Consider the following 25,291-nt stretch of genomic DNA (forward strand, 5'->3'; position numbering starts at 1 on the left):
CGCGCTGCCGGGCTGCCAAGCTGCCGCGTTCTGGCCCGCCGCCTGCCGCTCCGGCGCGCAATCCGGTGAGCCCGCACGCTCCGAACACCACCCACAGAGACGAACACTGACCGGAGGGTAGGATTCTGCGTTGATCATGCTTTCCTTCTCCCAGCCTCAGCCAGTGCACTCGCGCATCGTCGGAGTCGGCTACGAGTCGCCAGAGCGCGTCGTCACCAACGACGAGCTGTCGCTGACTCTCGACACCAGCGACGAGTGGATCACCTCGCGTGTCGGCATCCGCGAGCGCCGCCTGGCCGCAGAGGGGCAGAGCGTCACCGACCTCGCGGCAGCCGCCGGCGTCAAGGCGCTGCTCTCGGCGGACGTGCATGGCACCGACATCGACATGGTCATCGTCGCCACGATGACGGCCATGGACCGCTCGCCGTCGACGGCCGCCCAGGTGGCGACGCGCATCGGCGCCACGCACCCCGTCGCGTTCGACCTCAACGCCGCGTGCGCCGGCTTCTCGCAGGCCCTCGCCGTCGCCGACCAGGCGATCCAAGCGGGCTCCGCGAGCCGTGCCCTCATCATCGGTGCAGAGCGCATGAGCGACTTCATGGACTGGACCGACCGCACCACCGCCATCCTCATGGCCGACGGCGCAGGCGCCGTCGTCCTCGAGCGCAGCGAGACGCCCGGCATCGCACCCGTCGCCTGGGGCTCGCAGCCCGAGCTGGGCAACCTGGTGCGCATCCAGCAGCCCTCCGGCCGCTTCGAGCAGGAAGGCCGCAGCGTCTTCCGCTGGGCCATCACGCAGGCGCAGCACGTCGCGATCGACGCCCTCGCGAAGGGCGGCGTGCGAGCGGACGAGCTCGTCGCGTTCGTCCCGCACCAGGCGAACCTGCGCATCATCGACGCGCTCGGCAAGCAGCTCGGCCTCGCCGACGAGGTCGTCGCGCGCGACGTCGTCTACTCGGGCAACACCTCAGCCGCATCCATCCCCATCGCCCTCGCCAAGCAGGTCGAAGCGGGCGTCGCCGAGCCAGGTGGGCCGGCCCTGCTCCTCGGATTCGGCGGCGGCTTCTGCTACTCCGGCCAGGTCATCGCGTTCCCCGAGGTCCGCAACCCCGCTTAGTCGGGAGTGTCGGCCCGGTTTTCGGCATCCAGTCCCGGCGGTCCGCCGCCCCGGGATGGGAACCTCACTTCGTTGGGGGAAGTTCCCCGCAATAGAGCGAGAAACCTATCCCGAGAAGCGGCCGAGGCGCCGTGGCCAAGCGCGCACAGCCGCACCGGGCGGACGCCGCCAATGCCGTCTGCGGATGGGTTTCGCGCATCCGGATGGCTTACAAGCCATCCGCATGCGTGCATGCCATCCCGAAACGCAGGGCGCGATGACAGATCCGCCTCGGAGCCGGATCACGCAATCTCGGGATGGGAATCTCGCTTCGTTGGGGGAAGTTTCCCGCAATAGAGCGAGAAACCCATCCCGAGAAGCGGGCGAGGCGCCGTGGCCGAGCGCGCGGTGCAGCGTCAGCCGCGCCGCGTCAGCGGTGCAGGTGGGCGCGTTCGATGAGCGCCTGGAACTGCAGTTCCGCGGCGCCGATGAAGAGCAGGTCGCTGCCGAGTCCGGCGCGCACCACTTCGACTTCGCCGTAGTTCGGGGCGAGGGTGTGCTCGGCGAGGATCTCGAGGAAGTAGTCGCGTTCGAGGTCGAGGAGCACGCCGAGGAACCCGCCGAGGACGACGCGTTCGGGGTTGAGGATGTTGATCATGTTGCGCACGCCGACGCTGAGGACGCCGAGCTGCCGGTGCGTCTCGAGCTTCACGGCGGGGTCGATGCTCTGCTGGAGCATGCGCTCGAGCTCGTCGTCGCTCGCGCTCTTCGTGCCGAGCGCGGCCAGGAGTCGGCGCCTGCTGACGACGCGTTCGAGTTCGTCATCGCCCGAGTTGCCGAGCGCCGCGGGGGTCGCGACGAGGTTGTGGCCGAACTCGCCCGCGTACCCGGCGACACCGTGCAGGAGTCGGTCGTCGGCGATGATGCCGCCGCCGATGCCGCTCGCGCCGCCGTTCATGTAGAGCATGTTGCTGATGCCGCGGCCCGCGCCGAAGATGTGCTCGGCGACGGCGCCGAGGTTGGCGTCGTTCGCGGCGAGGACGGGGAGGCCCGTGGCTTGCTGCAGCTGCTCGGCAAGTGGCACGTCGCGCCACTCGAAGTGCGGCACCCAGCGCACGAAGCCGTCGGATGCGCGGACGAGGCCGGGCACGGCGACGCCGATGCCGACGCATTCGTAGAGGGTGTCGAGGCTCTCGCTGAGGCCCTCGACAAGCGCCTTGACGATGGCGACGGCCTCTTTGGCGGTCGGCGGCTTCTCGGTCTCGAAGCGGATGCGCTTCAGCAGCTCGCCGCGGAAGCTCACGACGCCGACGTTGAGCGCATCCACTTCTGGGACGACGGCGACGGCGACGATCTTGTCGCACAGGTTGACGATGGGGCTGGGCCGTCCGACGAGGTTCGTGGCGACCGGTTCCTGCTCCTCGACGATGCGCCGATCCGCGAGCTCTGCGACGAGCGCGGCGATGGTGGAGCGGTTGAGGCCTGTCTCGCGGGTCAGCTCGGCTCGGGAGGCCTGGCCGCCGCGGTGGAGGCGCTCGAGGATGAGGGAGAGGTTCGACGACGCGACGCGATCGGTGGGCATGCGCGTCCTCTTCTCTCGCTCGTCGTCGTGGTGATGCTGGTCTTCTGCTGTCCTGGTTCGTGCACGTCGGCGCTCGGCCGAGCAGCTCCGCCGCCAGCGCCGGGTGGGCGCGGGCGGCGGAGCACTGATCAGCTGCGTCCGCCCCGGCGCTTGCCGAGGACGTCGATGGCGACTGCGAGCAGCAGCACGAGGCCCTTGATGACCGACTGCCACGCCGAGTCGACGGAGAGGATCGAGAGTCCCATGTTGAGGACGCCCATGATCATCGCGCCGATGACTGCGCCGATAACCGTACCAACTCCACCGGTCACGGCCGCGCCGCCGATGAAGGCAGCGGCGATGGCGTCGAGCTCGTACGTGTTTCCGGCGGAGGCGACGGCGCCTCCTGCGCGGGCGGTCGTGACGATGCCGGCGAGGGCAGCGAGCACACCCATGTTGACGAAGATGAGGAAGTTGACGCGCTCGGTGCGCACACCGCTCATCTTGGCCGCGAAGAGGTTGCCACCCATGGCGTAGACGTTCCGGCCGAAGACGGTGCGCTGGAGGATGAACGTGTAGAGCATGATCAGCACGGCCAGGATGATCAGGATGATCGGCAGGCCCTTGTGCGCGGAGAGGAGCCACGCGAAGGCGAGGACGGCGACCGCGACGATCGCGAGCTTCGCGATGAGGGCGGCCCCCGGCTCGACGGGGAGGTCGAGCTTCTTGCGGCGGGCGCGGGTGCGCAGCTGGCTTCCGATGACGGCCGCGACGACGACGAGCGCGATGAGCATGGTGACGACGTCGTGTCCGCCGAGCATGGTGCCCATGGACTGGGGCAGCGAGCCCTTGCCGATGGCGACGAACTCGTCGGGGAGGGCGTTGATGGTGCCGCCGGTGAGGAGCACGAGCGTGAGGCCTCGGAAGAGGAGCATGCCGGCGAGCGTCACGATGAACGCGGGTATGCCCACGTAGGCGATCCAGAATCCCTGCCAGACGCCGATCACCGCCCCGGCCGCGAGGCCGATGAGCACGGCCGCGAACCACGGCAGGCCCCATTGGGTGATGGCGATGGCCGTGATGGCGCCGACGACGGCGACGACCGATCCCACTGACAGGTCGATGTGGCCGGCGATGATGACGATGATCATGCCGACCGCGAGGATCAGCACGTACGCGTTCTGCTGGATGAGGTTGTTGATGTTGGCGGGGAGCAGCAGCTTTCCGCCGGTGAGGATCTGGAACAGGATGATGATGACGGCGAGTGCGCCGAGGATCCCGTATTGGCGGACGTCGACGGACATCCTGACTTTGCGGGTGCCTGCTTCGCTCGCGGCCTCGGTGTTCGTGGTGGTCACGACTCGTCCTTTCCAGCGGTCATGTACTGCATGAGGAGTTCCTGGGTTGCGTTCTCCTTGGTGACTTCGCCGGTGAGGCGGCCTTCGGAGATCGTGTAGATGCGGTCGGCGAGACCGAGCAGCTCGGGGAGCTCGGAGGAGATGACGACGACGGCTCTGCCCTGTTCGACGAGCTTGTTGATGAGTCCGTAGATCTCGTACTTGGCGCCGACGTCGATGCCGCGCGTGGGTTCGTCGAGGAACAGCACGTCCGGGTCGGTCTGCAGCCATTTGCTGAGCACGACCTTCTGCTGGTTTCCTCCGGAGAGCTTGCCCGTGAGCGTCGCGACGCTTGCCGTCTTGATGTTCATGGACTTGCGGTAGCCCTCGGCGACGCCGTTCTCCTTGATGCCGTCGACGACGCCCCAGCGGGCGACCTTCTTGGCGGCGGCGGCGGAGATGTTGGCCTGGATGTCGCCGATGAGGTTGAGGCCGAGGTGCTTGCGGTCCTCCGTGGTGTAGGCGAGGCCGTTCTTGATGGACTCGTCGATCGTCTTCGTCGAGATCAGCTGGCCCGATTTGTACACCTCGCCGGAGATGTTGGTGCCGTAGCTGCGGCCGAAGATGCTCATCGCGAGCTCCGTGCGGCCCGCACCCATGAGGCCCGCGAAGCCGATGATCTCGCCGGCGCGCACGTGGAAGGAGATGTCGTCGACGACCTTGCGGCTCGGGTCGGCGGGGTGGTGCACGGTCCAGTTCTCGACGCGCAGCTTCTCCTCCCCGATGACCGCGTCGCGGGGCGGGAACATGGAGCTGAGCTCTCGGCCGACCATGGCGCGGATGATCCGCCCCTCGGTCGCGTCCTCTTCGCTCATGTCGATGGAGTCGATGGTGGCTCCGTCGCGGATGATAGTGACGCGGTCTGCGATGCGTCGGATCTCCTTGAGCTTGTGGGAGATGATGATCGAGGTGATGCCCTGCTCGCGCAGCTGCTCGATGAGGCCGAGCAGGTGGGCGGAGTCTTCGTCGTTGAGGGCGGCGGTTGGCTCGTCGAGGATGAGGAGCTTCACGTCCTTGGAGAGCGCCTTGGCGATCTCCACGAGCTGCTGCTTGCCGACGCCGATCTCGCGGATCACGGTGGCGGGGTTCTCGTTGAGGCCGACCCGCTTCAGCAGCTCTGCCGCGCGGCGGTTGGTCTCGTCCCAGTCGATGATGCCGAAGCGCTGCACCTCGTTGCCGAGGAAGATGTTCTCCGCGATCGACAGGTAGGGGCTGAGGGCGAGCTCCTGGTGGATGATGACGATGCCGTCGTGCTCGCTGTCGTTGATGTTCTTGTACCGCACCTCGCGGCCATCGAACTCGATGGTCCCCTCGAAGGTGCCGTGGGGGTAGACGCCGCTCAGGACCTTCATGAGCGTCGACTTGCCAGCGCCGTTCTCGCCGCAGATGCCGTGCACCTCGCCGCGCTGGACTTCGATGTTGACGCCCGAGAGGGCCCGCACACCGCTGAATTCCTTCACGATGTTCGACATCTTCAGGATCTTGTCGTCTTGCACCATTGCTCCGTCTCGCTTTCCGAGCTGCAACGCTCGGTGTTGCTCTGCGCGTTCAGGCGCGAGCTGTCACGGAAGCGCGCTCGGGCTGGTGTGGGGGCACAGCCAGCCCGAGCGCGTTCCGTGTGTGTGTCGGTGACTCGTTAGAGTCCGACGTCCGATGCCTTGAGGAAGCCGCTGTCGATGAGCTTCTCCTGCACGCTGTCCTTCGTGACGACCTCGGGGTCGAGGAGGTACGAGGGGACGACCTTGACGCCGTTGTCGTAGCTCTCGGTGTCGTTGACGTCGACCTCGGTGCCGGCCTTGAGGGACTCGATCATGGCGAAGACCTGGTCGCCGAGGAGGCGGGTGTCCTTCCAGACCGTCATGGACTGCTTGTCGGCGAGGATGTTCACGACGGACGCCTTGTCAGCGTCCTGGCCCGTGAGGATCGGCCACTCGGAGCCCGGCGTGTAGCCGGCGGAGACGAGCGCCTCCGAGATGCCCTGGGCGAGGCTGTCGTTCGGCGAGAGGACGACGTCGACCTTCTTGTCGCTGTAGTTCGAGGCGAGACGGTTCTCCATCTCGTCCTGAGCGCCAGCGCTCTCCCAGCCCTGGATGCCGACGGAGGCCCAGTCGTCGTTCGATGCGGGTGCCTTGCCCGAGGCGACCTCGAGCTTGCCCTCGTCGATGTACGGCTTGAGGACGTCCCATGCGCCGGAGAAGAAGAACTTGGCGTTGTTGTCGTCGGGGCTGCCGGCGAAGGGCTCGAGGTAGAACGGGCCCGGCTGGTTCTCGAGGTCGAGCGTGTCGACGATGTACTCGCCCTGCAGCTTGCCGACCGCGTAGTTGTCGAACGTCGCGTAGTAGTCGACGTTCTCGGTGTCGTTGATGAGGCGGTCGTAGGCGATGATCGTGACGCCTTCGTCAGCCGCGTCCTGCAGCACCGGTGCGAGCACCGAGCCGTCGATGGCGGCGACGACGAGCACGTTGACTCCGGACGCGATCTGGTTCTGGATCTGCGAGATCTGCGTGTCCGGGTCGTTCTCGGCGTACTGGAGGTCGGTGGTGAAGCCGGCCTCGTCGAGCTTGCTCTGGAGCTGCGCGCCGTCGTTGATCCAACGCTCGAGCTCGCGGGTCGGCATCGAGATGCCGACGCTCTCGACCTCGACTGCTGCTCCTGCTTCGCCGGTTGCTGCTGGGTCTGCTGGCGCGTCGCAGGCGGTGAGGCCGAGTGCGAGGCCTCCAACGACTGCGAGACCGAGCAACTTCTTCGTTGCTGACATGAAGGTCATTTCCTCTCTGAAATGTCTTGCCCTAAGTTGTCGCGCCAAACATATACCTACTTGGGCTTGCGCGCGACCTCTTCGGAGAGATTCGTGACCGAACTGCGACGTACGGCCACCTTGTATTCGGGGCCTAGCCTGCCGTCCTGCGGATGCTGCCTGTCAAACGCCTTGGTTGTCTCCTCCAACTTATTCGCGGACAACCCCCGAAATTTGCCGGTTGCGGATGAGATCAGACAGCCACAGGCCACTGTTCTTCACGGTGCGCCGCTGCGTCTCGTAGTCGATGTGGACCACGCCGAATCGCTTCGAGTACCCGTACCCCCACTCGAAGTTGTCCATGAGCGACCAGACGAGGTACCCGCGGAGGTCGACGCCGCGATCCATGGCGCGACGCGCGGCTGCGAAGTGACGCCGCAGGTAGTCGATGCGCTCCGGGTCGTCGACGACCTGCCGATCTCCGTCGACCGTCACAACGTCGGCGAAGGCTGCGCCGTTCTCCGTGATCATGAGCGGCAGGTCCGGGAACTGCTCGGAGAGCGAGACGAACAGCTCCTCGAGCCCGTCCGGCGCGATGTTCCAGCCCATGTCCGTGTACGGGCCGGCCTGCGGCAGGAAGTCGATGTCCGGGCTCCCTGGCCACGGGGATCCGCCCATATCCTTGTGGCCGTCGTTCTTGACCCGCTCGCTCACGCCGTCCCAGGTGCGCACGGTGACGGTGGAGTAGTAGTTCACGCCGAGGAAGTCGAGCGGCTGGTGGATGCGCTCGAGGTCCCCCGGCTCGACGAACGACCAGTCCGAGACCGAGGCCGTGTCCCGCAGGAGGTCCTCGTCGTATCTCCCTAAGAGCATGGGAGACGTGAACGCGCGGTTGGCGAGCGCGTCCACGCGTCGCTTCGCGTCGGGGTCATCCCCTCGCGTCACGTGGAAGTTCAGGGTCACCGAGACGTCGGGGGCGTTGCTGGCTGCGCCACGGATGGCCGACACCGCGAGCCCGTGGGCCAGGTTGAGATGGTGGACCGCCGCGAGCGCGTCAGCGCCGTCGGTCCGGCCAGGCGCGTGAGCGCCAGATCCGTAGCCGAGGTAGGCGGAGCACCAGGGTTCGTTGAGGGTCGTCCACGTGTGCACCCGGTCGCCGAGGTGCGCCGCGGCCACGTGGGCGTACTCCTCGAAGCGGAACGCCGTCTCCCGGTTCGCCCAGCCGCCGGCGTCCTCGAGCTCCTGGGGCAGATCCCAGTGGTACAGCGTCGCGATGGGTCTGATGCCCCGCTCGAGGAGCCCATCGACGAGGCGGTCGTAGAACGCGAGGCCTCGCGGCTCGACCCGCCCTGATCCGCCCGGCTGCACGCGCGGCCAGGAGATCGAGAAGCGGTAGGCCTCGAGACCCAGCTCCGCCATGAGGTCCAGGTCGGCCTCGACGCGGTGGTAGTGGTCGGCCGCGACGTCGCCCGTGTCGCCGTTCCAGGTCTTGCCAGGCGTGTGGCTGAAGGTGTCCCAGATCGACGGGCCACGCCCATCCTCACGAGCAGCGCCCTCGATCTGGAATGCCGCGGTGGCCGCCCCGATGAGGAACCCGGGAGGGAAGTCCGCACCAGCGCGGCTCATCGTTCGATCCGAGCCGCTGCGCCGTCGGCATCCACCCGGGTGTCCCCGAGCTGCAGCGACCAGGTGCTCGTGGTCGGTCCGGTCGCACTGACCGAGTCGTCGTCCCAGCTCACGACGAACTCAGCGCTCGCCCCATCCGGTGTCGTCACGGTCGTCACCGCTGATCCAGCGCCCGCCCCCGGGTACGCGGAGATGACGACGCCGTCGAGGTAGTCGTGGTCTGGGCGGTCGAAACGCTCATGCCGCGCGATCACCGCACCCTCGCGCACGTACAGCGGGAGGCTGTCGAAGCCGTGCCGTTCGCGCCGCCACGTGCCTCCCTGCACGGTCGTGCCGTCGAGCAGGGACGTCCAGCGGCCGGCGGGAAGGTAGAACTCGACGTCCTCATCGGCCGAGAAGACCGGGGCGACGAGGAGGTGCTCGCCGAGCAGGTACTGCCGGTCGAGGTACCGGCAGCTCGGGTCGTCGGGGAACGCGAGCACCATGGGCCGGAGCATCGGGATGCCGCGCTCGTGCGCCTCCAGGCCCGCCGCGTAGAGGTAGGGCATGAGCTGCAGCTTCAGCCGGCTGAACTTCCGCAGCACCGAGACGGCGCTCTGCGGATCGGACTCGTCGAGCCCCTCGGCCTCGTCGAACACCCACGGCACGCGGTACGAGCTCGAACCGTGGAGCCGCGAGTGGCTCGACAGCAGGCCGAACGCGACCCAGCGCTTGAAGACGCCGGCGTCAGGCGTGCCCTCGAAGCCGCCGATGTCGTGGCTCCAGAAGCCGAATCCACTGAGCGCGAGCGAGAGGCCGCCGCGCAGCGTCTCCGCCATCGACACGTAGCTCGACGTGGAGTCCCCACCCCAGTGCACCGGGAGGCGCTGACCGCCCACCGTCGCCGAGCGCGCGAACAGCACCGCGTCGCCCTCCCCCTTGGCACCCTCGAGCACTTCGAACACCGCCTCGTTGTACCGCTGCGTGTAGAAGTTGTGCATGCCGACGGGGTCGGAGCCATCCGCGTAGACGACGTCGACGGGGATGCGCTCGCCGAAGTCGGTCTTGAAGCAGTCGACGCCCTGGTCGATGAGCGCGCGGAGCTTGCCCTGGTACCAGGCGGTGGCCTCCGCGTTCGTGAAGTCCACCAGTGCCATTCCTGCCTGCCACTTGTCCCATTGCCAGACGTCGCCGTTGGGTTTGCGCACCAGGTAGCCGAGCTCTTTCGCCTCCGCGAACAGGTGCGAGCGCTGCCCGATGTACGGGTTGATCCACACGCTCACGCGCAGGTCCTTCGCGTGGAGCCTCGCGAGCATCCGCTCTGGCTCCGGGAACGTGCGCGCATCCCACGTGAAGTCGGACCAGTTGAACTCGCGCATCCAGAAGCAGTCGAAGTGGAACACGCTCAGCGGCAGCTCCCGCTCCGCCATCGCGTCGATGAACTCGGTGACCGTCGTCTCCTCGTAGTCGGTCGTGAAGCTCGTCGACAGCCAGAGCCCGTAGGACCACGCTGGCACCTTCGCGGGGCGTCCCGTCAGCTGCGTGTAGCGATCGAGCACCGCCTCTGGCGAGCCCCCGCCGATGACGTAGTACGTGAGGCGCTCGCCCGGCACCGAGAACTGCACCCGCTCGACCGCCTCGGACCCCACCTCGAAGCTGACGTGGCCCGCGTTGTCGACGAGCACCCCGTAACCCCGGTCGCTGAGGTAGAAGGGGACGTTCTTGTAGGCCTGCTCGCTCGACGTGCCCCCGTCGGCGTTCCAGACCTCGACGTTCTGGCCGTTCTTGACGAGTGGCCCGAAGCGCTCGCCGAGCCCGTAGATGAGCTCGCCCACCTCGAGCGACAGCTGCTCGTGCACATAGTGCTCAGCGAGCGGCAGCGCCATGCCGGACCGCGGCGACCCGACGACTCCTGCGTCGACCTGCGCATCCGCCTGCAGGCCCGCGTACCCGACTGAGCGGTGCCCGCTGCTCGTGAGCACACGCCCATCTGATTCGAACGAGAGCGACCACGGCTCACCGCGAGCAGCCCGCAGCGTCAGGCTGCCGCTCGTGAGCGTGCCCTCCGTCTCGCCCACGCTGACTTCCGCGTGACCGCTCGTCGCACCCGGCAGCGAGAAGCCCAGCGGGGGCTTGCCGCCCTGGTGGTGCTCGATGGTCACGCCGATCACGTCGGGGAGCGGCGAGTGGATGGAGACGGTGAGGATCGGCCTGTTGAGGGTGTCGCCGCGCGAGCCGATGACCTTCGTGGGGGCCGTGATCTGCAGGCCCTGCCCGTCGGACGACTGCTCGAGGTCGTAGACCTCCTGTGCGTAGAGGACCTCGACGCCTGGTCGGATCTGCCAGAACCCGTCGGTGAATTTCATGGTTGCCTTTCGCCTTACTTGACCGCGCCGGCGGTGATGCCGCGCGTCAACGTGCGCTGGAAGATGAGGAAGAAGATGAGCGTCGGGATGACGCCGAGCAGGGCGGAAGCACTGGTCGTCGTGACGTCCATCATTCGGTCGCCCTGGAGCACGCTGACCGCGACGGGGACCGTCTGGGAGGCGTTGCTGACCAGGAAGGTGAGGGGGATCAGGAACTCGTTCCAGGTCCAGATGAAGAAGAAGATGATGAGCACGCTGAGGGTCGGCATGCTGATCGGGAACACGACGCGCCACAGCACCGTCCAGCGACTCGCGCCGTCGAGCGCGGCGGCCTCGAGGATCTCCTTGGGGAACGTGCCGAGCACCGACGCGAGCAGGTAGGTGCCGAATGCGCTCTGGATGACCGTGAAGATGATCACGACGCTCCACGGGTTGTCGTAGAGGCCGACCATCTTGAACATGTTGTAGAGCGGGTAGAGCAGCGCTTCCTGCGGCAGGAGGTTCGCGAAGAGGAACGCGACGATGATCCACATCCGCCCCCTCACGCGGCCCACCCCGATGGCGTAGGCGTTGAGGAACGAGATGAGGACGGCGGCGACGGCGACCGTGCCGGAGATCCAGATCGAGTTCCACAGCTTCTGCGGGAAGTTCGTGCGTTCCCAGAACGCGACGATGCCGTCGAAGTACAGCGACGACGGGAACGCGAGCGGGCCGCCCTCGCTGTAGTCGCTCGGGGACTTGAACGAGTTCAGGAGGATGAGGATGAACGGGAAGAGGATGATGAGCCCGCCGATCACCGTGAGGGTGATCGCGATCCAGTCCTTGCCGTTCGGGGCGAGGTATTTGGAGCGCGGCCGCTTGGGTGCGCGCTGCTTCGACACTGCGTCTGCGGTCATAGTCCCGCACGCTCCTTCCGCTCCACCGAGGTCTGCGCTCGGATGAAGAAGATCGCGACGATCGCGATGACGATGGTGAGGGCTGTGGCGATGGTCGCCCCGTAGCCGACCTGCTGGGATTGGAAGAACTCGCTGTACGCGTAGTAGCTGGGGACGAGCGTGCTGGTGCCCGGGCCGCCGCGCGTGAGCACGTAGATGGGGCCGAAGACCTTCAGCGCCGCGATGGTGCAGGTGAGGGTGACGACGAACACCTCGGGCCGGATCTGCCCGAGCGTGATCGCCGTGAACCGGTCCCACCATCCCGCGCCATCGAGTTCCGCCGCCTCGTACAGCTCGGGGTCGACGCGCTGCAGGGCGGCCATGAAGATGACGATCGGGTAGCCGAGCTGCACCCACACGAGCACGAGCATGATGCTCAGGAGCGCCGTGTCCGGACTCCCGAGCCAGTTGCTGGCGAGCCCACCGAGGCCGACCGCTTCGAGCATCACGTTGAGCGCGCCGTTCTCCGGGCGCAGGATCCACCCGATCACGATGCCCGCGATGGCCATGGGCAGGATCTGCGGGAGGTAGTAGGTGGCGCGCAGGAAACTGGCGATGCGGCCACCGAACTTCTTGCCGATGACGTCGAAGAGCACGACGGCGACCAGCAGGCCGAGTGCGGTTGGGACCACGACCATGGCGATGATCATCGCGATGGTGTTCCGGAACGACGCCCAGAAGGCGGAGTCCCCGAAGAGCTTCACCCAGTTCTCGAGCCCGATGAACTCGGGCGGCCGGATGCCCCGGTACTCCGTGAAGCTGAGGTAGACGTTCCAGAAGAGGGGAACGACGATGACGACGATGAGCAGGAGCGCCCCGGGGACGAGGTAGAGCCACCACCCCCAGCGGGAGGCGCCTCGCTCCGGGAAGGAGCTGACATCGGCGGGGAGCGGGCGACGCCCTGGTTTTTTCGCAAGCGGCGGCTGAGCCATGGTTGGTCTCTTTCAGAGTGGGCGGGGCCGGCCGACGAATGGCGTCCGGCCCCGCGTCTGATTACTCGCGGAAGTCGACCGCGTACGAGTCGTACGACTGGCCGAGGCTGTCGAGGACCTCATCCGAGGTCTTCGTCTTGTTCACGAGCTCCTGGAGCTGCGCGACGAGCTCGTCGTAGAAGGTCGGGGTCGGCCAGTCCGGGTAGAACGCCAGCCCGTCCTTCTCGTTGATGTCGTTGAAGGCCGAGATGAGCTCCTGGCTCTTCGGGTCGGTGATGTCGTCGACGTTGGCGGCGACGGGGAGGCCGCCGTTGTTGCCGATGAGCGCCTGGATCTCGGGGCGCATGGTGATCTCGATGAACTGCGTGGCGAGGTCGGGGTCCCCGGCCGCCGCTGGCACGACCCACATGTTGCCGGCCGAGCCGAGGCTTAGCTCGGTCTCGGGGAACGGCACGATGCCCCAGTCGAAGCCCGAGATCTCGTCGGCGAACCGCCCGTACCACCAGCTGCCGGACACGAAGATGGGTGCGTCGCCGTTGATGAACGAGACTCCCGCGTCCTCGGCCTTGAGCCCGGAGGCGTTCGGGGAGATGTAGCCGGCATCGACGTACTCGACGACCTTGTCGGTCGCGTTCTTCATCGCGTCGCTCTGCCAGTCGACTTCGCCTTCGTAGAGCTGGTAGTCGTTGACGAAGTCGCGGTCGGATTCCTGCAGGAGGAACTGGTACCAGAGCTGACCGAGGGGGTACTCGAGGCCTGCCTGCGCGAGCGGCGTGATGCCCGCATCCGCGAAGGTCTTGAGTGCGCCTTCGAACTCGGCCATCGTCGTGGGCACCTCGATGCCCTGCTCGGCGAACGCCGCCTTGTTGTAGTAGACGGTGACGAACTCGCCGTAGTTCGGCACGCCGTACCACTCGCCGGATCCCATGACCCCGTCTTCGCTGTAGCGCGCAGTGGTCTGCAGTGCGGGCGCGAGCTTGTCTGCCCAGCCGTATTCCTCGACGGATTCGGTGATGGGGGTGAGCAGGCCCTGGCTGGCGAGGAGACCGGCCGTGGCATTGCCCTTCGTGTACTCGAGGATGTCCGGCGCCTGGTCCGAGTTGAGGACCTGGCTTGCGGTCTGGCGGATCTGCTCGAAGCTCTTCTCCTCGAACTCGACGGTCGCACCCGTCTCCTCTTCGAAGACCTTGATCGCCTCGTCCCAGGCGATGCCCATCGCGCTGTTCTCCGCCTCGAAGTGCCAGAGCGTCAGGACTCCGTCGCCTTCAGGAGCGCTTGGACTGCAGCCAGCCAGCGCCAGGCTGCTGACCGCGATCACGGCCGCGGCTGCCCATTTCTTTCGCATGAGTGAACTCCTTTGTTCTTCCTGCAGACGCGTCGGCGGGGGCCGACGATTTGACGCCAGCCCTCCGAACCGAGTGCCTCGAACTGACGTGACGGACACTTCCTTTGGGTCCGACGGGCACCAGTTTGAAGTCACCGCAATGTTTTTGTCAAGCAGTGAAACAAATTAGGTTCGCGAGGTGAGCAACCTCCGGATGGCCACGACGGCGGCACCCTGCGCGTAGCTGTCGAAGTGGAAGTCAGGGCGCTCGATCCTGACCTGCGAGAAGTCGACCTGCTCCAGGTACTCCGTCGCGGCCGAGACGAAATCATCCGGCGCGAGGTCGAGCATGTGGCGCCCCTCGCCCATGATCGCGACGATCTCCGGATCGACGGTGTTCACGGATTCGGCGACGGCGACACCGAGCGCGAACGACGCGCTGCGGAAGGCCGAGAGCGCCCGCTCGTCACCCGCCCGAGCGCGCTGCAGGGCAAGCTCGTACTGCCCAGGATCGACGCCGGCGTTGGCCTCGATAGCAGGCATGGTCACGAAGCTGTGGATGCAGTTCTGGTGCCCCTTGGCACACGTCACACCGCTGCCCGGCATCCGACTGTGGCCGATGCGACCGGCACGGCCGTGGGCACCAGGCGCCGCGTCGTTCGCGACGACGAGCCCGCTTCCGATGCCTGCGCCGAGGCCGTAGACGACGAGCGATCGATGCGCTCCGAGGCCGCCGAACCAATGGAGGGAGGCCGCGAGCGCGTGCACGTCGTTCGACATGGACGTCGGCAGGCCCGTGGCCTCCGCGACCAGGCGAGACAGCGCGATCCCGTCCCAGCCGAGGAAGTTCGAGCGGTGCAGCACCTCGACGCCGCCCACGTTCGAGACATCGCCCGCCACGCCGATGCCGATCGCCGCGACGAGCGGGAAGCCGACGGACACGTCCGCGACCAGCCCGGCGACGAGCGCGACCACCGCATCCACCGACCGATTCGGAAGCGGAGCAGACACCTTCGCGACGACCTGCGCCGTGAGGTCGGTGATCACGACGTACGCGGCCTCACCCGTGAGCTTCACGCCGACGAAGTGGGCACGCTCCGGACGCAGGAACAGGCTCTCGGAGGGGCGCCCGCGGTGGCCGGAGGGCTGCAGCTCCCCCTCGCCGAGCAGGCCCGTCTCGATCAGGTCCCTGGCGATGCGGGTCAGGCTCGTGCGCGAGAGGCCCGCCGCCTCGGCAAGCCGGGCACGCGACCTTGGACCGCCGAGGAGGAGCTCGAGCAGGATGACCCCCTGCGTCTCACCGAGCTCGGGCCACGACTCGAATGAGGCGGGTAGCGCGTCGTTCATTGCGCGAGCTTAGCCCCGCGCCGAGCCCGGCTCGCACTCGAGACACCCTCGGGACGCTCCGAGGGTGGCGATCTCGGCCGCGAACATATATGTTGGCGACGGCAACAATTTTGTTCAACGTCGAACCAGGAGGACCATGTCCACGCCAGCCCCCACCCCCGCAGACAAGTTCTCGTTCGGTCTGTGGACCGTCGGCTACAACGGCACCGACCCGTTCGGCGGCCCGACGCGCGCCGACCTCGACGTCGTGCACGTCGTCGAGAAGCTCGCCGAGGCCGGCGCCTACGGACTCACGTTCCACGACGACGACCTCTTCCCGTTCGGATCCACCGACGAGGTGCGCGACTCCCAGATCTCTCGCCTGCGCGGCGCCCTGGATGCGACGGGCCTCGTCGTTCCCATGGTCACCACGAACCTCTTCTCCGCCCCCGTCTTCAAGGACGGCGGCTTCACGTCGAACGACCGCGACGTGCGCCGCTTCGCGCTGCGCAAGGTGCTCCGCAACCTCGACCTCGCCGCCTCGCTCGGCGCCGAGACGTTCGTCATGTGGGGCGGCCGTGAAGGCGCCGAGTACGACTCCGCGAAGGACATCCGCCAGGCCCTCGAGCGCTACCGCGAGGCCGTCAACCTGCTCGGCGACTACGTCACCGACAAGGGCTACAACATCCGCTTCGCCATCGAGCCGAAGCCGAACGAGCCCCGCGGCGACATCCTCCTCCCCACGGTCGGCCACGCCCTCGCGTTCATCGAGACGCTCGAGCGTCCAGAGCTCGTCGGCGTGAACCCTGAAGTCGGACATGAGCAGATGGCAGGCCTCAACTTCGCCGCCGGCATCGCGCAGGCCCTCTACCAGGGCAAGCTGTTCCACATCGACCTCAACGGCCAGCGCGGCATCAAGTACGACCAGGACCTCGTGTTCGGTCACGGCGACCTGCAGAACGCGTTCGCGCTCGTCGACCTGCTCGAGAACGGCGGCCCCAACGGCGGCCAGACCTACACGGGCCCGCGCCACTTCGACTACAAGCCCTCGCGCACCGAGGACGAAACGGGCGTGTGGGAGTCGGCAGCGGCGAACATGCGCACCTACCTGCTCCTCAAGGAGCGCGCGGCGGCATTCCGCGCCGACCCCGAGGTGCAGGAGGCTCTCGCGGCGTCCCGCGTCGACGAGCTCTCCACCAACACGCTCGGCGAGGGCGAGACGTACGACGACTTCCTCGCCGACCGCTCCGCATACGAGGACTTCGACGCGAACGCCTACTTCAACGGCAAGGGCTTCGGCTTCGTGCGCCTGCAGCAGCTCGCACTCGAGCACCTCATGGGCGCCCGCGGCTAGTCCCGCCCTCGCCCCACGGACTCCCCGTCCCCCTGACAGAGCTGTGGCGGATGCACGCACGTCCAACGACGCGCATGCATCCGCCCCAGCTCTGTCGTGCACCCCACCCCAGCACTACAGAAAGCAGACCACCATGCTCGTCGCCGGCTTCGACTCGAGTACGCAGAGCTGCAAGCTCGTCATCCGGGACGCCGTGACGGGCGAGCTCATCCGCCAGGGTCGCGCGTCGCACGCCCCCGGCACGGAGGTGGACCCGGAGAACTGGTGGGCCGCCGTCCAGGACGCGACCGCAGCGGCTGGCGGGCTCGAGGACGTCGCAGCGCTGTCCGTCGCCGGCCAGCAGCACGGCATGGTCGCGCTCGACGCCGATGGCCACGTCGTGCGCGACGCGCTGCTCTGGAACGACACGCGCAGCGCGGCTGCCGCCCGTGACCTCATCGCGGAGTTCGGGCAGGAGACGCTCGTCGAGCGCACAGGCCTCGTGCCGGTCGCCTCCTTCACCATCACGAAGCTCCGCTGGCTTCGGGATGCCGAGCCACAGAACGCCGCGCGTGTCGCCGCCGTCGCACTCCCCCACGACTGGCTCACGTGGCGGCTCCTCGGCTACGGCCCCGCCGACGAGAGCCCCCTCGGCCCCGACCTGACGAAGCTCACGACCGACCGCTCCGACGCTTCCGGAACCGGCTACTGGTCACCGTTCACCGGCGACTACGACCGCGAGCTGCTCGTCGCGGCGCTCGGCCACGACGTCATCCTCCCGCGCGTGCTCGGCCCGTCCGAGGTCGCCGGCAAGACCCCGGCTGGCGTGCTCGTCGCCGCGGGAGCCGGTGACAACGCGGGTGCCGCGCTCGGTCTCAACGCCCGCGCCGGCGACGTGGTCGTCTCCATCGGCACCTCCGGCACCGTGTTCTCGGTCGCCGAGCGGCCGGTTGTCGACCCGAACGGCGGTCTTGCGGGATTCGCCGACGCGACGGGCGAGTTCCTTCCCCTGTCCGCCACGCTCAACGCGGCGCGCGTCATCGACACGACCGCAACCGTGCTCGGCGTGGACCACGCGGAGTTCGGCCGGCTGGCCGCGTCCGCCCCCGTGGGCTCCGGCGGGCTCGCGTTCGTGCCGTACCTCGACGGCGAACGCACTCCCGACCTGCCGGACGCGACAGCATCCCTGCTCGGCATGACGCGTGGATCCTTCACACGCGAGAACCTCGCCCGCGCCGCGGTCGAGGGCATGCTCGGCAGCCTCGCACAGGCCCTCGATGCGCACCGCGCGCTCGGCGTCGACGCGAAGCGCGTCATGCTCATCGGCGGCGCCGCTCTGAGCGAGGGCGTGCGCGCCGTCGCCCCGACCCTCTTCGAGGTTCCCGTCGAGACCATCGCCCACCTGGAGCCGGCGCCTGATGCGGCGCTTCGAGCCCGGTTCGCGGCGGCCGCGGAGCTCGCGCGGGACTCCGAGGAGTCAGGCAAGGGCCTGCGTTCCGTCTGAGACATCGCGAAGGGGGCAGTGCGAGATCGCACTGCCCCCTTCTGCTGCGTCGCCTGTCGGCTACGCCTGGATGGTCTCGACCTTCGTGCCGGTCTCGATCTCGATCTTGCGCGGCTTCGCGCGCTCGCTGACGGGAACCGTCACGGTCAGCACGCCGTGCTCGTAGCTCGCGGCGATGCGCTCGGTGTCGAGGCCCTGGCCGAGCGTGAACTGGCGCAGGTAGCTGCCGCCGTTGCGCTCACGCACGAGCCACTTGGCACCCTCGGCGTTCACGGTGCTGCGCTCGGCGCGGATCGTGAGCTGCTGGCCGTCGAGGTCGACGTCGATCGAGCTGGGGTCGATGCCGGGCAGGTCGGCGGTGAGGATGTAGTGGTCGGCCTCACGGTAGAGGTCGATGGGCATCGAACGCGGACTGTTCGGTGCTCCCTGGAAAAGTCGTTCCATCTCCTGGAACGGATCGAAGACGCGTGCCATGTCGTTTTCCCTTCCTTGTACGCACCCTCACGATCGTGAGCGACTGCGGTGAACTTGAGTCGACTGGTGTCAACTTCCTTGCTCAGAAAAATTAGCACTCGACCAGGCCGAGTGCCAGAAAGTTTGCTGAAAACCGCGTCAGCCGTGGGCGAACGACCCCCGTCAGTGGAAGCGGTGGTCCTGCACGGTCATGCGCGCGCCGTGCTTCGGGCGCGGGTTGCCAGCCAGCTTGATGAGGCGCACGACCCGCTCGCGATGCCCCCGCCACGGCTCGAGCAGCTCCCGCATGCCGTCGTCGTCGACGTCGCAGCCCGCGAGCGCCCACCCCACCATGTTGGGGATGTGGTAGTCGCTGAAGCTCGGCGCGTCCGGGTCACCGTGTGAGCGCTGCACGGTCTCGTTTGCCGTCCACACGCCGACGCCGACGATCGAGCGGAGGCGGCGCAATGGCTCCTCAGACCCGGTTGGCAGGCTCGCCGTGCGCTCCAGCGCCGACGCGACCGTCGCGGAGCGGATGACCGTACCCGTCCGGGAGTGGTCGACGCCCGCCCGATGCCAGTCCCAGCTCGGGATGCGCCGCCACTGCTCCGGTGTGAGCGGAAGCCGCAGGTGGCGCGGCACGAGGCCGGCCGGGCCGGGCGCGGCACCCGCGTAGTCGCGGTGCAGGATGTCCCACGCTCGATGCGCCTCGAGGCCCGTGATCTTCTGCTCGATGATGGCGGCACTGAGCGCCTCGAACACCGCCCCCGACTTCGGAAGCCGCAGCCCCTCGTTGCGACGCCGCACATCCGCCAGCTCGGGAAGCGCCTCGAGGCGCAGCTCGCTCCAGTCGTCATCGCGACCAAGGAGGACCGGGGCTTCGTCGACCGCGATCTCGGCGGCCTCGCCCCACGACACGATGCGGACCCCGTCCCGCGCCTGCCGGAAGACAGTCGTCGCCCCACCCGCGAACGCGTGCGACGTGCGCCACACGTCCCTCGAGACCGGGTGCATCCAGCAGGTCGGGTCGCGCCTGCCCCGCATGAGCGGCGACAGGGTCTGCACGACATCGACCGGCAGCACCGGCCGATAGAGCGTCATGACCCGATCTGGCATGCGGCAAGGGTACGCAGACCCACCGACATCCGCGCCCCCTCGACGCTCGGAGCCCCGCCGCTCACCTAAAATCGACCGCATGGCTGTCCCCAAGATCGTGCTCTACTACGCCTTCGCGCCCCTCGCCGATCCGGAGGCGATCCGCCTCTGGCAGCGAGACCTCGCGGCGTCGCTGGGGCTGCGCGGACGCATCCTGATCTCGAAGGACGGCATCAACGGCACCCTCGGCGGGGAGCTCAACGCGCTCAAGCGGTACGTTCGCACCACCCGCGAGTACGCGGCATTCAAGGACGCCGACTACAAGTGGTCGGAGGGCACCGGCCTCGACGAGAACGGACAGAGCCTCGACTTCCCGCGCCTCAGCGTCAAGGTGCGGGACGAGATCGTGAGCTTCGGGGCGCCCGGGGAACTGGAGGTCGACGAGCACGGCGTGGTCGGCGGCGGCACCCACCTCGCGCCTGATGAGCTCCACGCACTGGTCGAGTCACGTGACGACGTCGTCTTCTTCGACGGACGCAACGCCATCGAGGCCCAGATCGGCCGCTTCGAGGGCGCCGTCGTGCCAGAGACGGGCACAACCCGTGACTTCATCGCCGAGCTCGAGTCTGGCAAGTACGACGAGCTCAAGTCGAAGGCCGTCGTCACCTACTGCACGGGCGGCGTGCGCTGCGAGGTCCTCTCCGCGCTCATGGTGAAGCGCGGCTTCAGCGAGGTGTACCAGCTCGACGGCGGCATCGTCCGCTACGCCGAGCAGTTCGGCGACGAAGGCCTCTGGAAGGGATCGCTCGCCGTCTTCGACGCGCGCGAGCACCTCGAGTTCGGGCCGAACACCGAGAAGCTCGGGCGCTGCCGGGAGTGCGCGGCGCCCACGCACCGCACGCAGAACTGCAGCGACACCTCGTGCCGCGAGCGCTTCGTCGCCTGCGAAGACTGCGGCGCGAACGAGCTGCTCTGCGCCGAGCACCAGCTCGCGGCGGTCCCAGACAGGGCGGTTTCCTGACCGGAGGATCGGGCCAGGACCGAGTCGGCCGCATCCGTCGCCCCTCGAGGACTTGACGGACCACCTTCCGGTCGGTGACACGCCGAGCACGTGGGCGATCTTCAGACATCCCCGATCTTGGCGGCGGCGGCACACTGGAACGCGCCGGACCGCCACATTTGTGGTGACGTAGAACAAAATTGCGCGTTCGGGCGGCTCACGGCGCACAGCGGCACGCCCGCACCGCTATCGTGTGTAGCGGCAAAGAAACATTGCCGATACAAATCATCCGTAGATTCGCAGAGTGGCGAATCCTCGCTTGCAGCAATAGCAGTTCCAGAATCTCGTTCAGTCGTCGTGCCCAGCCCGACTCGCACTGGAGGTACTCCGTGCCCCTTCTCCTCAGTCCGCTTCCGCCAGCCGGATCGCGCTCAGCGACCGCCGGGCGTTCCCGGCTCACCCAAACGCACCGAATGCTCGCGGCCCTCGCGATGTCGCTCTTCGCGTTCCTCGGCGTCTTCTCGATGGCCGGACCCGCAAACGCGGAGTCCGAGCCCCCGGAAGAGTCGGCGTACTCGATCAGCGGCATCCTCAACTTCGAGAGCGAACCCGTCGAGGGCGTCTCGCTCACCGTCGAAGGCGACGGCTACACCGAGACGGTGGAGTCGGGTGAGGACGGACGCTGGCGCGTCCCCGTCCCCGGCCCCGGCAACTACACGGTGACGCTCGACACGGAGACGCTGCCGGACGGCGTGGACCTCCGCAACGAAGACGGGGCGACGGCCGAGGTCACGGAGGACGAGTGGTCGACGACCAACGTCGGTCGCCTCTTCGCGCTCGGCGAGGACACGAGGCAGAGCAGCAACTTCGGCTCGCAGCTCATCGAGCGCCTCGTCGCGGGGCTCAACTTCGGCCTGCTCATCGCGCTCGGCGCGATCGGCATCACGCTGATCTTCGGCACGACCGGGCTGAACAACTTCTCGCACGGCGAGCTGGTCACGTTCGGTGGCCTCATGGCCTGGCTCTTCTCCGTCTCCATGGGGCTCAACATCTTCGTGGCGATGATCATCGTCGTCCTCCTCGGCGCGGCCTTCGGCTGGGTTCAGGATGCGACGCTCTGGAAGCCACTGCGCAAGCGCGGCGTGCGCCTCGTGCCCGCCATGATCGTGAGCATCGGCCTCGGCCTCGCGCTGCGCTACATCTACCAGCTGTTCTTCGGCGGAGCGATCCTCCCGATGAGCTCCGTGGGTCTCAGCGGGGCCGTCGAGTTCGGCCCCGTGCGCATCACGACAGGCTCGCTGCTGAGCATGGGCATCTCGATCGTCACCCTCCTGCTCGTCGCCCTGTTCCTGACCCGCACCAGGGTCGGCAAGGCAACCAGAGCCGTCTCCGACAACCCGTCGCTCGCGAGCGCATCCGGTATCAACGTCGACCGCATCATCCGCATCGTCTGGACCACGGCAGGTGGCCTCGCCGCCCTCGCCGGCGTCATGCTCGCCCTGTACCGCCAGTCGTCGTGGGACATGGGCTTCCAGGTGCTGCTGCTGATGTTCGCCGCCGTCACCCTCGGTGGCCTCGGCTCCGCGTACGGCGCGCTCGTCGGATCGCTCGTCGTCGGCATCTTCGTCGAGCTCTCGACCCTCTTCATCCCCGCCGACCTCAAGTACGCGGCGGCGCTCCTCATCCTCATCCTGGTCCTGCTCGTCAGGCCCCAGGGCATTCTCGGCCGCCGCGAGCGAGTCGGCTAGGAGACGAACATGGACTGGTCAAACATCCTGAGCAACGCCGTCGGCGAGCTCCTCAGCCCCACCACCGCTGCCTACGCGCTCGCCGCGATCGGCCTCGGAATCCACTTCGGCTACACCGGCCTCCTCAACTTCGGTCAGGCCGCGTACATGCTGATCGGCGCGTACGCGTTCGCGATCCCGACGATCAGCCTCGGCTGGCCGCTCTGGGCCGCCGTGCTGTGCGTCATCGTGGTCTCGGTGATCTTCTCGTTCATCCTGGGCGTCCCGACACTGCGGCTGCGAGCTGACTACCTGGCCATCGTGACGATCGCCTCCGCCGAGATCCTCCGGTACATCGTGACGACGACGGGCCTCACCTCGGTCACGGGTGCCGCCAACGGCCTCAACGGCTTCAAGGGCACCTTCGCGGCGATCAACCCGATCCCGGACGGCACCTACGGCTTCGGTCCCTTCACGTACAACGCGTACGACTGGTGGACCCGCATCGTCGGCTGGGGCATCGTCCTCCTCGCGACGCTCCTCGTCTGGGCCCTCATGCGCAGCCCCTGGGGTCGCGTGGTCCGCGGCATCCGCGAGGACGAGGACGCCGTGCGCAGCCTCGGCAAGAACGTCTTCGCCTACAAGATGCAGGCCCTCATCACGGGAGGTCTCCTCGGCTCGCTGGCCGGCATCATCTTCATCCTGCCGAGAGCCGTGCAGCCCGCCAACTACACGACGGGCCTCACGTTCTTCATCTGGACGATCATGCTCCTCGGTGGAGCCGCGACGATCTTCGGCCCCATCGTGGGCGCCATGATCTTCTGGGTGGTCCTCTCCCTCACGCAGGGCGTGATCAACGGACTCATCGAATCCGGGGCGATCACCTTCCTCTCCATGACGCAGGGCGCCCAGCTCCGCTTCATCATCGTCGGAATCGCGCTCATGCTGCTGGTGGTCTTCAGACCCCAGGGCATCTTCGGAAACAAGAAGGAGCTGAGCTTCAGTGCCTGAGCAGACGAGCCCACCAGCGGGCATCCTCCCCACCCACGAGTTCGTCGACGGCAAGGTCGGACCCGGCTGCAAGAAGGTCGACCCGATCGTCATCGCCGACGGCGTCACCCGCCAGTTCGGCGGCAACACGGCAGTGGATGTGCAGCACCTCGAGATCCCGCGCGGCAAGATCACCGCGCTCATCGGTCCGAACGGCGCCGGCAAGACGACCATGTTCAACCTGCTGACGGGCTTCGACAAGCCGAACACAGGCACCTGGTCGTTCGACGGCACCTCGCTCGCGAACGTGCCAGCCTTCAAGGTGGCGCGCTCCGGCATGGTCCGCACCTTCCAGCTCACGAAGTCGCTCGGCCGCATGACGGTGCTCGACAACATGCTGCTCGGCGCCGACCAGCAGGGCGGCGAGGGCATGCTGCGCGCGCTCTTCAAGCCACTGTGGCGCGAGCGCGAGACCGAGATCACGGCGAAGGCAGACGAGCTCCTTGCTCGCTTCAAGCTCGACGCGAAGCGCGAGGACTACGCGGCGTCCCTCTCGGGCGGACAGCGCAAGCTGCTCGAGATGGCCCGCGCGCTCATGAGCAGCCCCAAGCTCATCATGCTCGACGAGCCCATGGCCGGCGTCAACCCGGCGCTCGTGCAGTCGCTGCTCGGCCACGTCAAGGAGCTCAAGAACGACGGCACCACGGTGCTGTTCGTCGAGCACGACATGCACATGGTCACCAACATCTCCGACTGGGTCGTCGTCATGGCCGAGGGCCAGATCGTCGCAGAGGGCCCACCCGAGACGGTCATGAAGGACCAGGCCGTCATCGACGCGTACCTCGGCGCGCACCACGACCAGGACCTCGGCGACCTCGACATCAAGGAACTGGAAGTCGAGCGCATCGCCGAGGAACAAGGCGTCGAGGCGGCCGCCGAGTACGAGGCCGAGGTGCTCGGGACGACCTCGATCGCCGAGGAGATCGCCGAGACCAAGGCCGAGACGAAGGAGAGTGACGGCAAATGAGCGAGACGCAGCCCACCGCATCCGCTGCACCGGCATCGACCGCGCCGCGAGGCGACGCAGTTCTGTCCACCATTGACCTCGTCGGCGGTTACCTGCCCGGCGTGAACATCCTCAACGGATGCTCGATCGACGCCTACCCCGGTGAGCTCATCGGCATCATCGGCCCCAACGGAGCCGGCAAGTCGACGGTGCTCAAGGCCATCTTCGGGCAGATCAAGATCCGCGGCGGCAGCGTCATGCTGAAGGGCGAGGACATCACCGGCCTGCGCGCCGACAAGCTCGTCGCCAAGGGCGTCGGCCTCGTGCCGCAGAACAACAACGTCTTCCCGTCGCTCACCATCGAGGAGAACCTCGAGATGGGGCTCTTCCTGCGGCCCAAGGTCTTCAACGAGCGCTTCGAGTTCGTCGCCGACCTCTTCCCCGAGCTGGGGAAGCGTCGCAAGCAGCGCGCCAGCTCGCTCTCGGGCGGTGAGCGCCAGATGGTCGCCATGGCCCGCGCCCTCATGATGGACCCGTCGGTGCTGCTGCTCGACGAGCCCTCCGCGGGCCTCTCACCAGTGCGCCAGGACGAGACGTTCCTGCGCGTGCGCCAGATCAACCGCGCTGGCGTCTCGGTCATCATGGTCGAGCAGAACGCACGCCGCTGCCTGCAGATCTGCGACCGCGCCTACGTGCTCGACCAGGGCAAGGACGCGTACACGGGAACCGGCCGCGAGCTGCTCAACGACCCGAAGGTCATCGCCCTCTACCTCGGCACCCTCGCCGCGGACGAGCAGGCGAAGGACGGCGACGCGGCCCACTAGCCGCCAGCATCCACCGCAGACGGGCGGGGAGGCCACCAGCAGACGCGCTGGGGACCTCCCCGCCCTTCTGCGTACGCGCC

General features: G+C 67.6%; 20 protein-coding genes. 8 read left to right on the forward strand and 12 right to left on the reverse strand.

Going from position 1 to position 25,291, the window contains the following annotated elements; all coding sequences use genetic code 11:
- Positions 1-136 precede the first annotated feature (136 nt).
- A complete protein-coding gene (locus ACQFZP_RS09915; protein WP_104310969.1) occupies positions 137-1,117 on the forward strand; it encodes a beta-ketoacyl-ACP synthase III in 981 nt (326 codons plus the stop codon).
- 409 nt (positions 1,118-1,526) lie between these two features.
- Here ACQFZP_RS09915 and ACQFZP_RS09920 read toward each other — a convergent pair whose 3' ends face one another.
- The 10 genes from ACQFZP_RS09920 to ACQFZP_RS09965 form a co-directional block, all read right to left on the reverse strand.
- Positions 1,527-2,678, reverse strand: a complete 1,152-nt coding sequence (locus ACQFZP_RS09920) for an ROK family protein (RefSeq protein ID WP_211891210.1) — start codon at positions 2,676-2,678, stop codon at positions 1,527-1,529.
- Positions 2,679-2,806: 128 nt separating this feature from the next.
- On the reverse strand, positions 2,807-3,961 hold the full coding sequence (mmsB, locus tag ACQFZP_RS09925) for a multiple monosaccharide ABC transporter permease (protein WP_104310968.1): 1,155 nt from the start codon (positions 3,959-3,961) through the stop codon (positions 2,807-2,809).
- A 50-nt stretch (positions 3,962-4,011) separates the two neighbouring features.
- Positions 4,012-5,553, reverse strand: coding sequence for a multiple monosaccharide ABC transporter ATP-binding protein (gene mmsA / locus ACQFZP_RS09930; RefSeq protein WP_104310851.1), 1,542 nt, complete (start codon positions 5,551-5,553; stop codon positions 4,012-4,014).
- Positions 5,554-5,690: 137 nt separating this feature from the next.
- Entirely contained in the window at positions 5,691-6,812 is a 1,122-nt protein-coding gene (gene chvE, locus ACQFZP_RS09935) for a multiple monosaccharide ABC transporter substrate-binding protein (RefSeq protein ID WP_104310850.1), read from the reverse strand.
- Between the two features lie 189 nt (positions 6,813-7,001).
- Complete coding sequence (locus tag ACQFZP_RS09940) at positions 7,002-8,417, reverse strand: GH1 family beta-glucosidase (RefSeq protein ID WP_211891211.1); 1,416 nt, start codon at positions 8,415-8,417, stop codon at positions 7,002-7,004.
- Positions 8,414-10,762, reverse strand: coding sequence for an alpha-xylosidase (yicI, locus tag ACQFZP_RS09945; protein ID WP_104310848.1), 2,349 nt, complete (start codon positions 10,760-10,762; stop codon positions 8,414-8,416). The genes ACQFZP_RS09940 and yicI overlap by 4 nt, the downstream gene beginning before the upstream one ends.
- Positions 10,763-10,776: 14 nt before the next feature.
- The gene (locus ACQFZP_RS09950; protein WP_104254495.1) at positions 10,777-11,658 is read right to left on the reverse strand and encodes a carbohydrate ABC transporter permease; all 882 of its coding nucleotides are present in this window, start codon (positions 11,656-11,658) and stop codon (positions 10,777-10,779) included.
- Positions 11,655-12,629: a carbohydrate ABC transporter permease gene (locus tag ACQFZP_RS09955; RefSeq protein ID WP_211891212.1), complete on the reverse strand. Its 975-nt coding sequence runs from the start codon at positions 12,627-12,629 to the stop codon at positions 11,655-11,657. Before ACQFZP_RS09955 ends, ACQFZP_RS09950 begins: the two co-directional genes overlap by 4 nt.
- Before the next feature lie 61 nt (positions 12,630-12,690).
- On the reverse strand, positions 12,691-13,974 hold the full coding sequence (locus tag ACQFZP_RS09960; protein WP_104310846.1) for an ABC transporter substrate-binding protein: 1,284 nt from the start codon (positions 13,972-13,974) through the stop codon (positions 12,691-12,693).
- A 165-nt stretch (positions 13,975-14,139) separates the two neighbouring features.
- Positions 14,140-15,300 carry an ROK family transcriptional regulator gene (locus ACQFZP_RS09965; protein WP_104310845.1) on the reverse strand — a complete coding sequence of 387 codons (1,161 nt, stop codon included), beginning with the start codon at positions 15,298-15,300 and terminating at the stop codon, positions 14,140-14,142.
- A gap of 136 nt (positions 15,301-15,436) precedes the next feature.
- On the opposite strand from ACQFZP_RS09965, the gene xylA reads away from it, so the two are divergent.
- Positions 15,437-16,633, forward strand: a complete 1,197-nt coding sequence (xylA, locus tag ACQFZP_RS09970; RefSeq protein ID WP_104310844.1) for a xylose isomerase — start codon at positions 15,437-15,439, stop codon at positions 16,631-16,633.
- Positions 16,634-16,766: 133 nt separating this feature from the next.
- Positions 16,767-18,116, forward strand: coding sequence for an FGGY family carbohydrate kinase (locus ACQFZP_RS09975; protein ID WP_211891213.1), 1,350 nt, complete (start codon positions 16,767-16,769; stop codon positions 18,114-18,116).
- A gap of 60 nt (positions 18,117-18,176) precedes the next feature.
- Here the strand turns inward: ACQFZP_RS09975 and ACQFZP_RS09980 are convergent, their stop codons facing one another.
- Both ACQFZP_RS09980 and ACQFZP_RS09985 read right to left on the reverse strand, forming a co-directional pair.
- Positions 18,177-18,590: an Hsp20/alpha crystallin family protein gene (locus tag ACQFZP_RS09980; protein ID WP_104254489.1), complete on the reverse strand. Its 414-nt coding sequence runs from the start codon at positions 18,588-18,590 to the stop codon at positions 18,177-18,179.
- A gap of 162 nt (positions 18,591-18,752) precedes the next feature.
- The gene (locus ACQFZP_RS09985; protein ID WP_211891214.1) at positions 18,753-19,685 is read right to left on the reverse strand and encodes a DNA-3-methyladenine glycosylase family protein; all 933 of its coding nucleotides are present in this window, start codon (positions 19,683-19,685) and stop codon (positions 18,753-18,755) included.
- A gap of 79 nt (positions 19,686-19,764) precedes the next feature.
- On the opposite strand from ACQFZP_RS09985, the gene ACQFZP_RS09990 reads away from it, so the two are divergent.
- The 5 genes from ACQFZP_RS09990 (at position 19,765) to ACQFZP_RS10010 (ending at position 25,211) form a co-directional block, all read left to right on the forward strand.
- Positions 19,765-20,685 (forward strand): rhodanese-related sulfurtransferase, encoded by a 921-nt coding sequence (locus ACQFZP_RS09990; RefSeq protein ID WP_211891215.1) that lies wholly within the window; start codon positions 19,765-19,767, stop codon positions 20,683-20,685.
- Between the two features lie 452 nt (positions 20,686-21,137).
- Positions 21,138-22,412 (forward strand): branched-chain amino acid ABC transporter permease, encoded by a 1,275-nt coding sequence (locus ACQFZP_RS09995; RefSeq protein ID WP_104310840.1) that lies wholly within the window; start codon positions 21,138-21,140, stop codon positions 22,410-22,412.
- A 9-nt stretch (positions 22,413-22,421) separates the two neighbouring features.
- The gene (locus tag ACQFZP_RS10000; protein ID WP_104254485.1) at positions 22,422-23,402 is read left to right on the forward strand and encodes a branched-chain amino acid ABC transporter permease; all 981 of its coding nucleotides are present in this window, start codon (positions 22,422-22,424) and stop codon (positions 23,400-23,402) included.
- Between the two features lie 22 nt (positions 23,403-23,424).
- Complete coding sequence (locus tag ACQFZP_RS10005) at positions 23,425-24,408, forward strand: ABC transporter ATP-binding protein (RefSeq protein WP_307852828.1); 984 nt, start codon at positions 23,425-23,427, stop codon at positions 24,406-24,408.
- Positions 24,405-25,211 (forward strand): ABC transporter ATP-binding protein, encoded by an 807-nt coding sequence (locus ACQFZP_RS10010; protein WP_104310839.1) that lies wholly within the window; start codon positions 24,405-24,407, stop codon positions 25,209-25,211. Before ACQFZP_RS10005 ends, ACQFZP_RS10010 begins: the two co-directional genes overlap by 4 nt.
- The last annotated feature ends 80 nt before the right edge of the window (positions 25,212-25,291 follow it).

The sequence above is a fragment of the Pseudoclavibacter sp. Marseille-Q434 genome (genome assembly GCF_050315415.1).
Classification (GTDB): domain Bacteria; phylum Actinomycetota; class Actinomycetes; order Actinomycetales; family Microbacteriaceae; genus Pseudoclavibacter.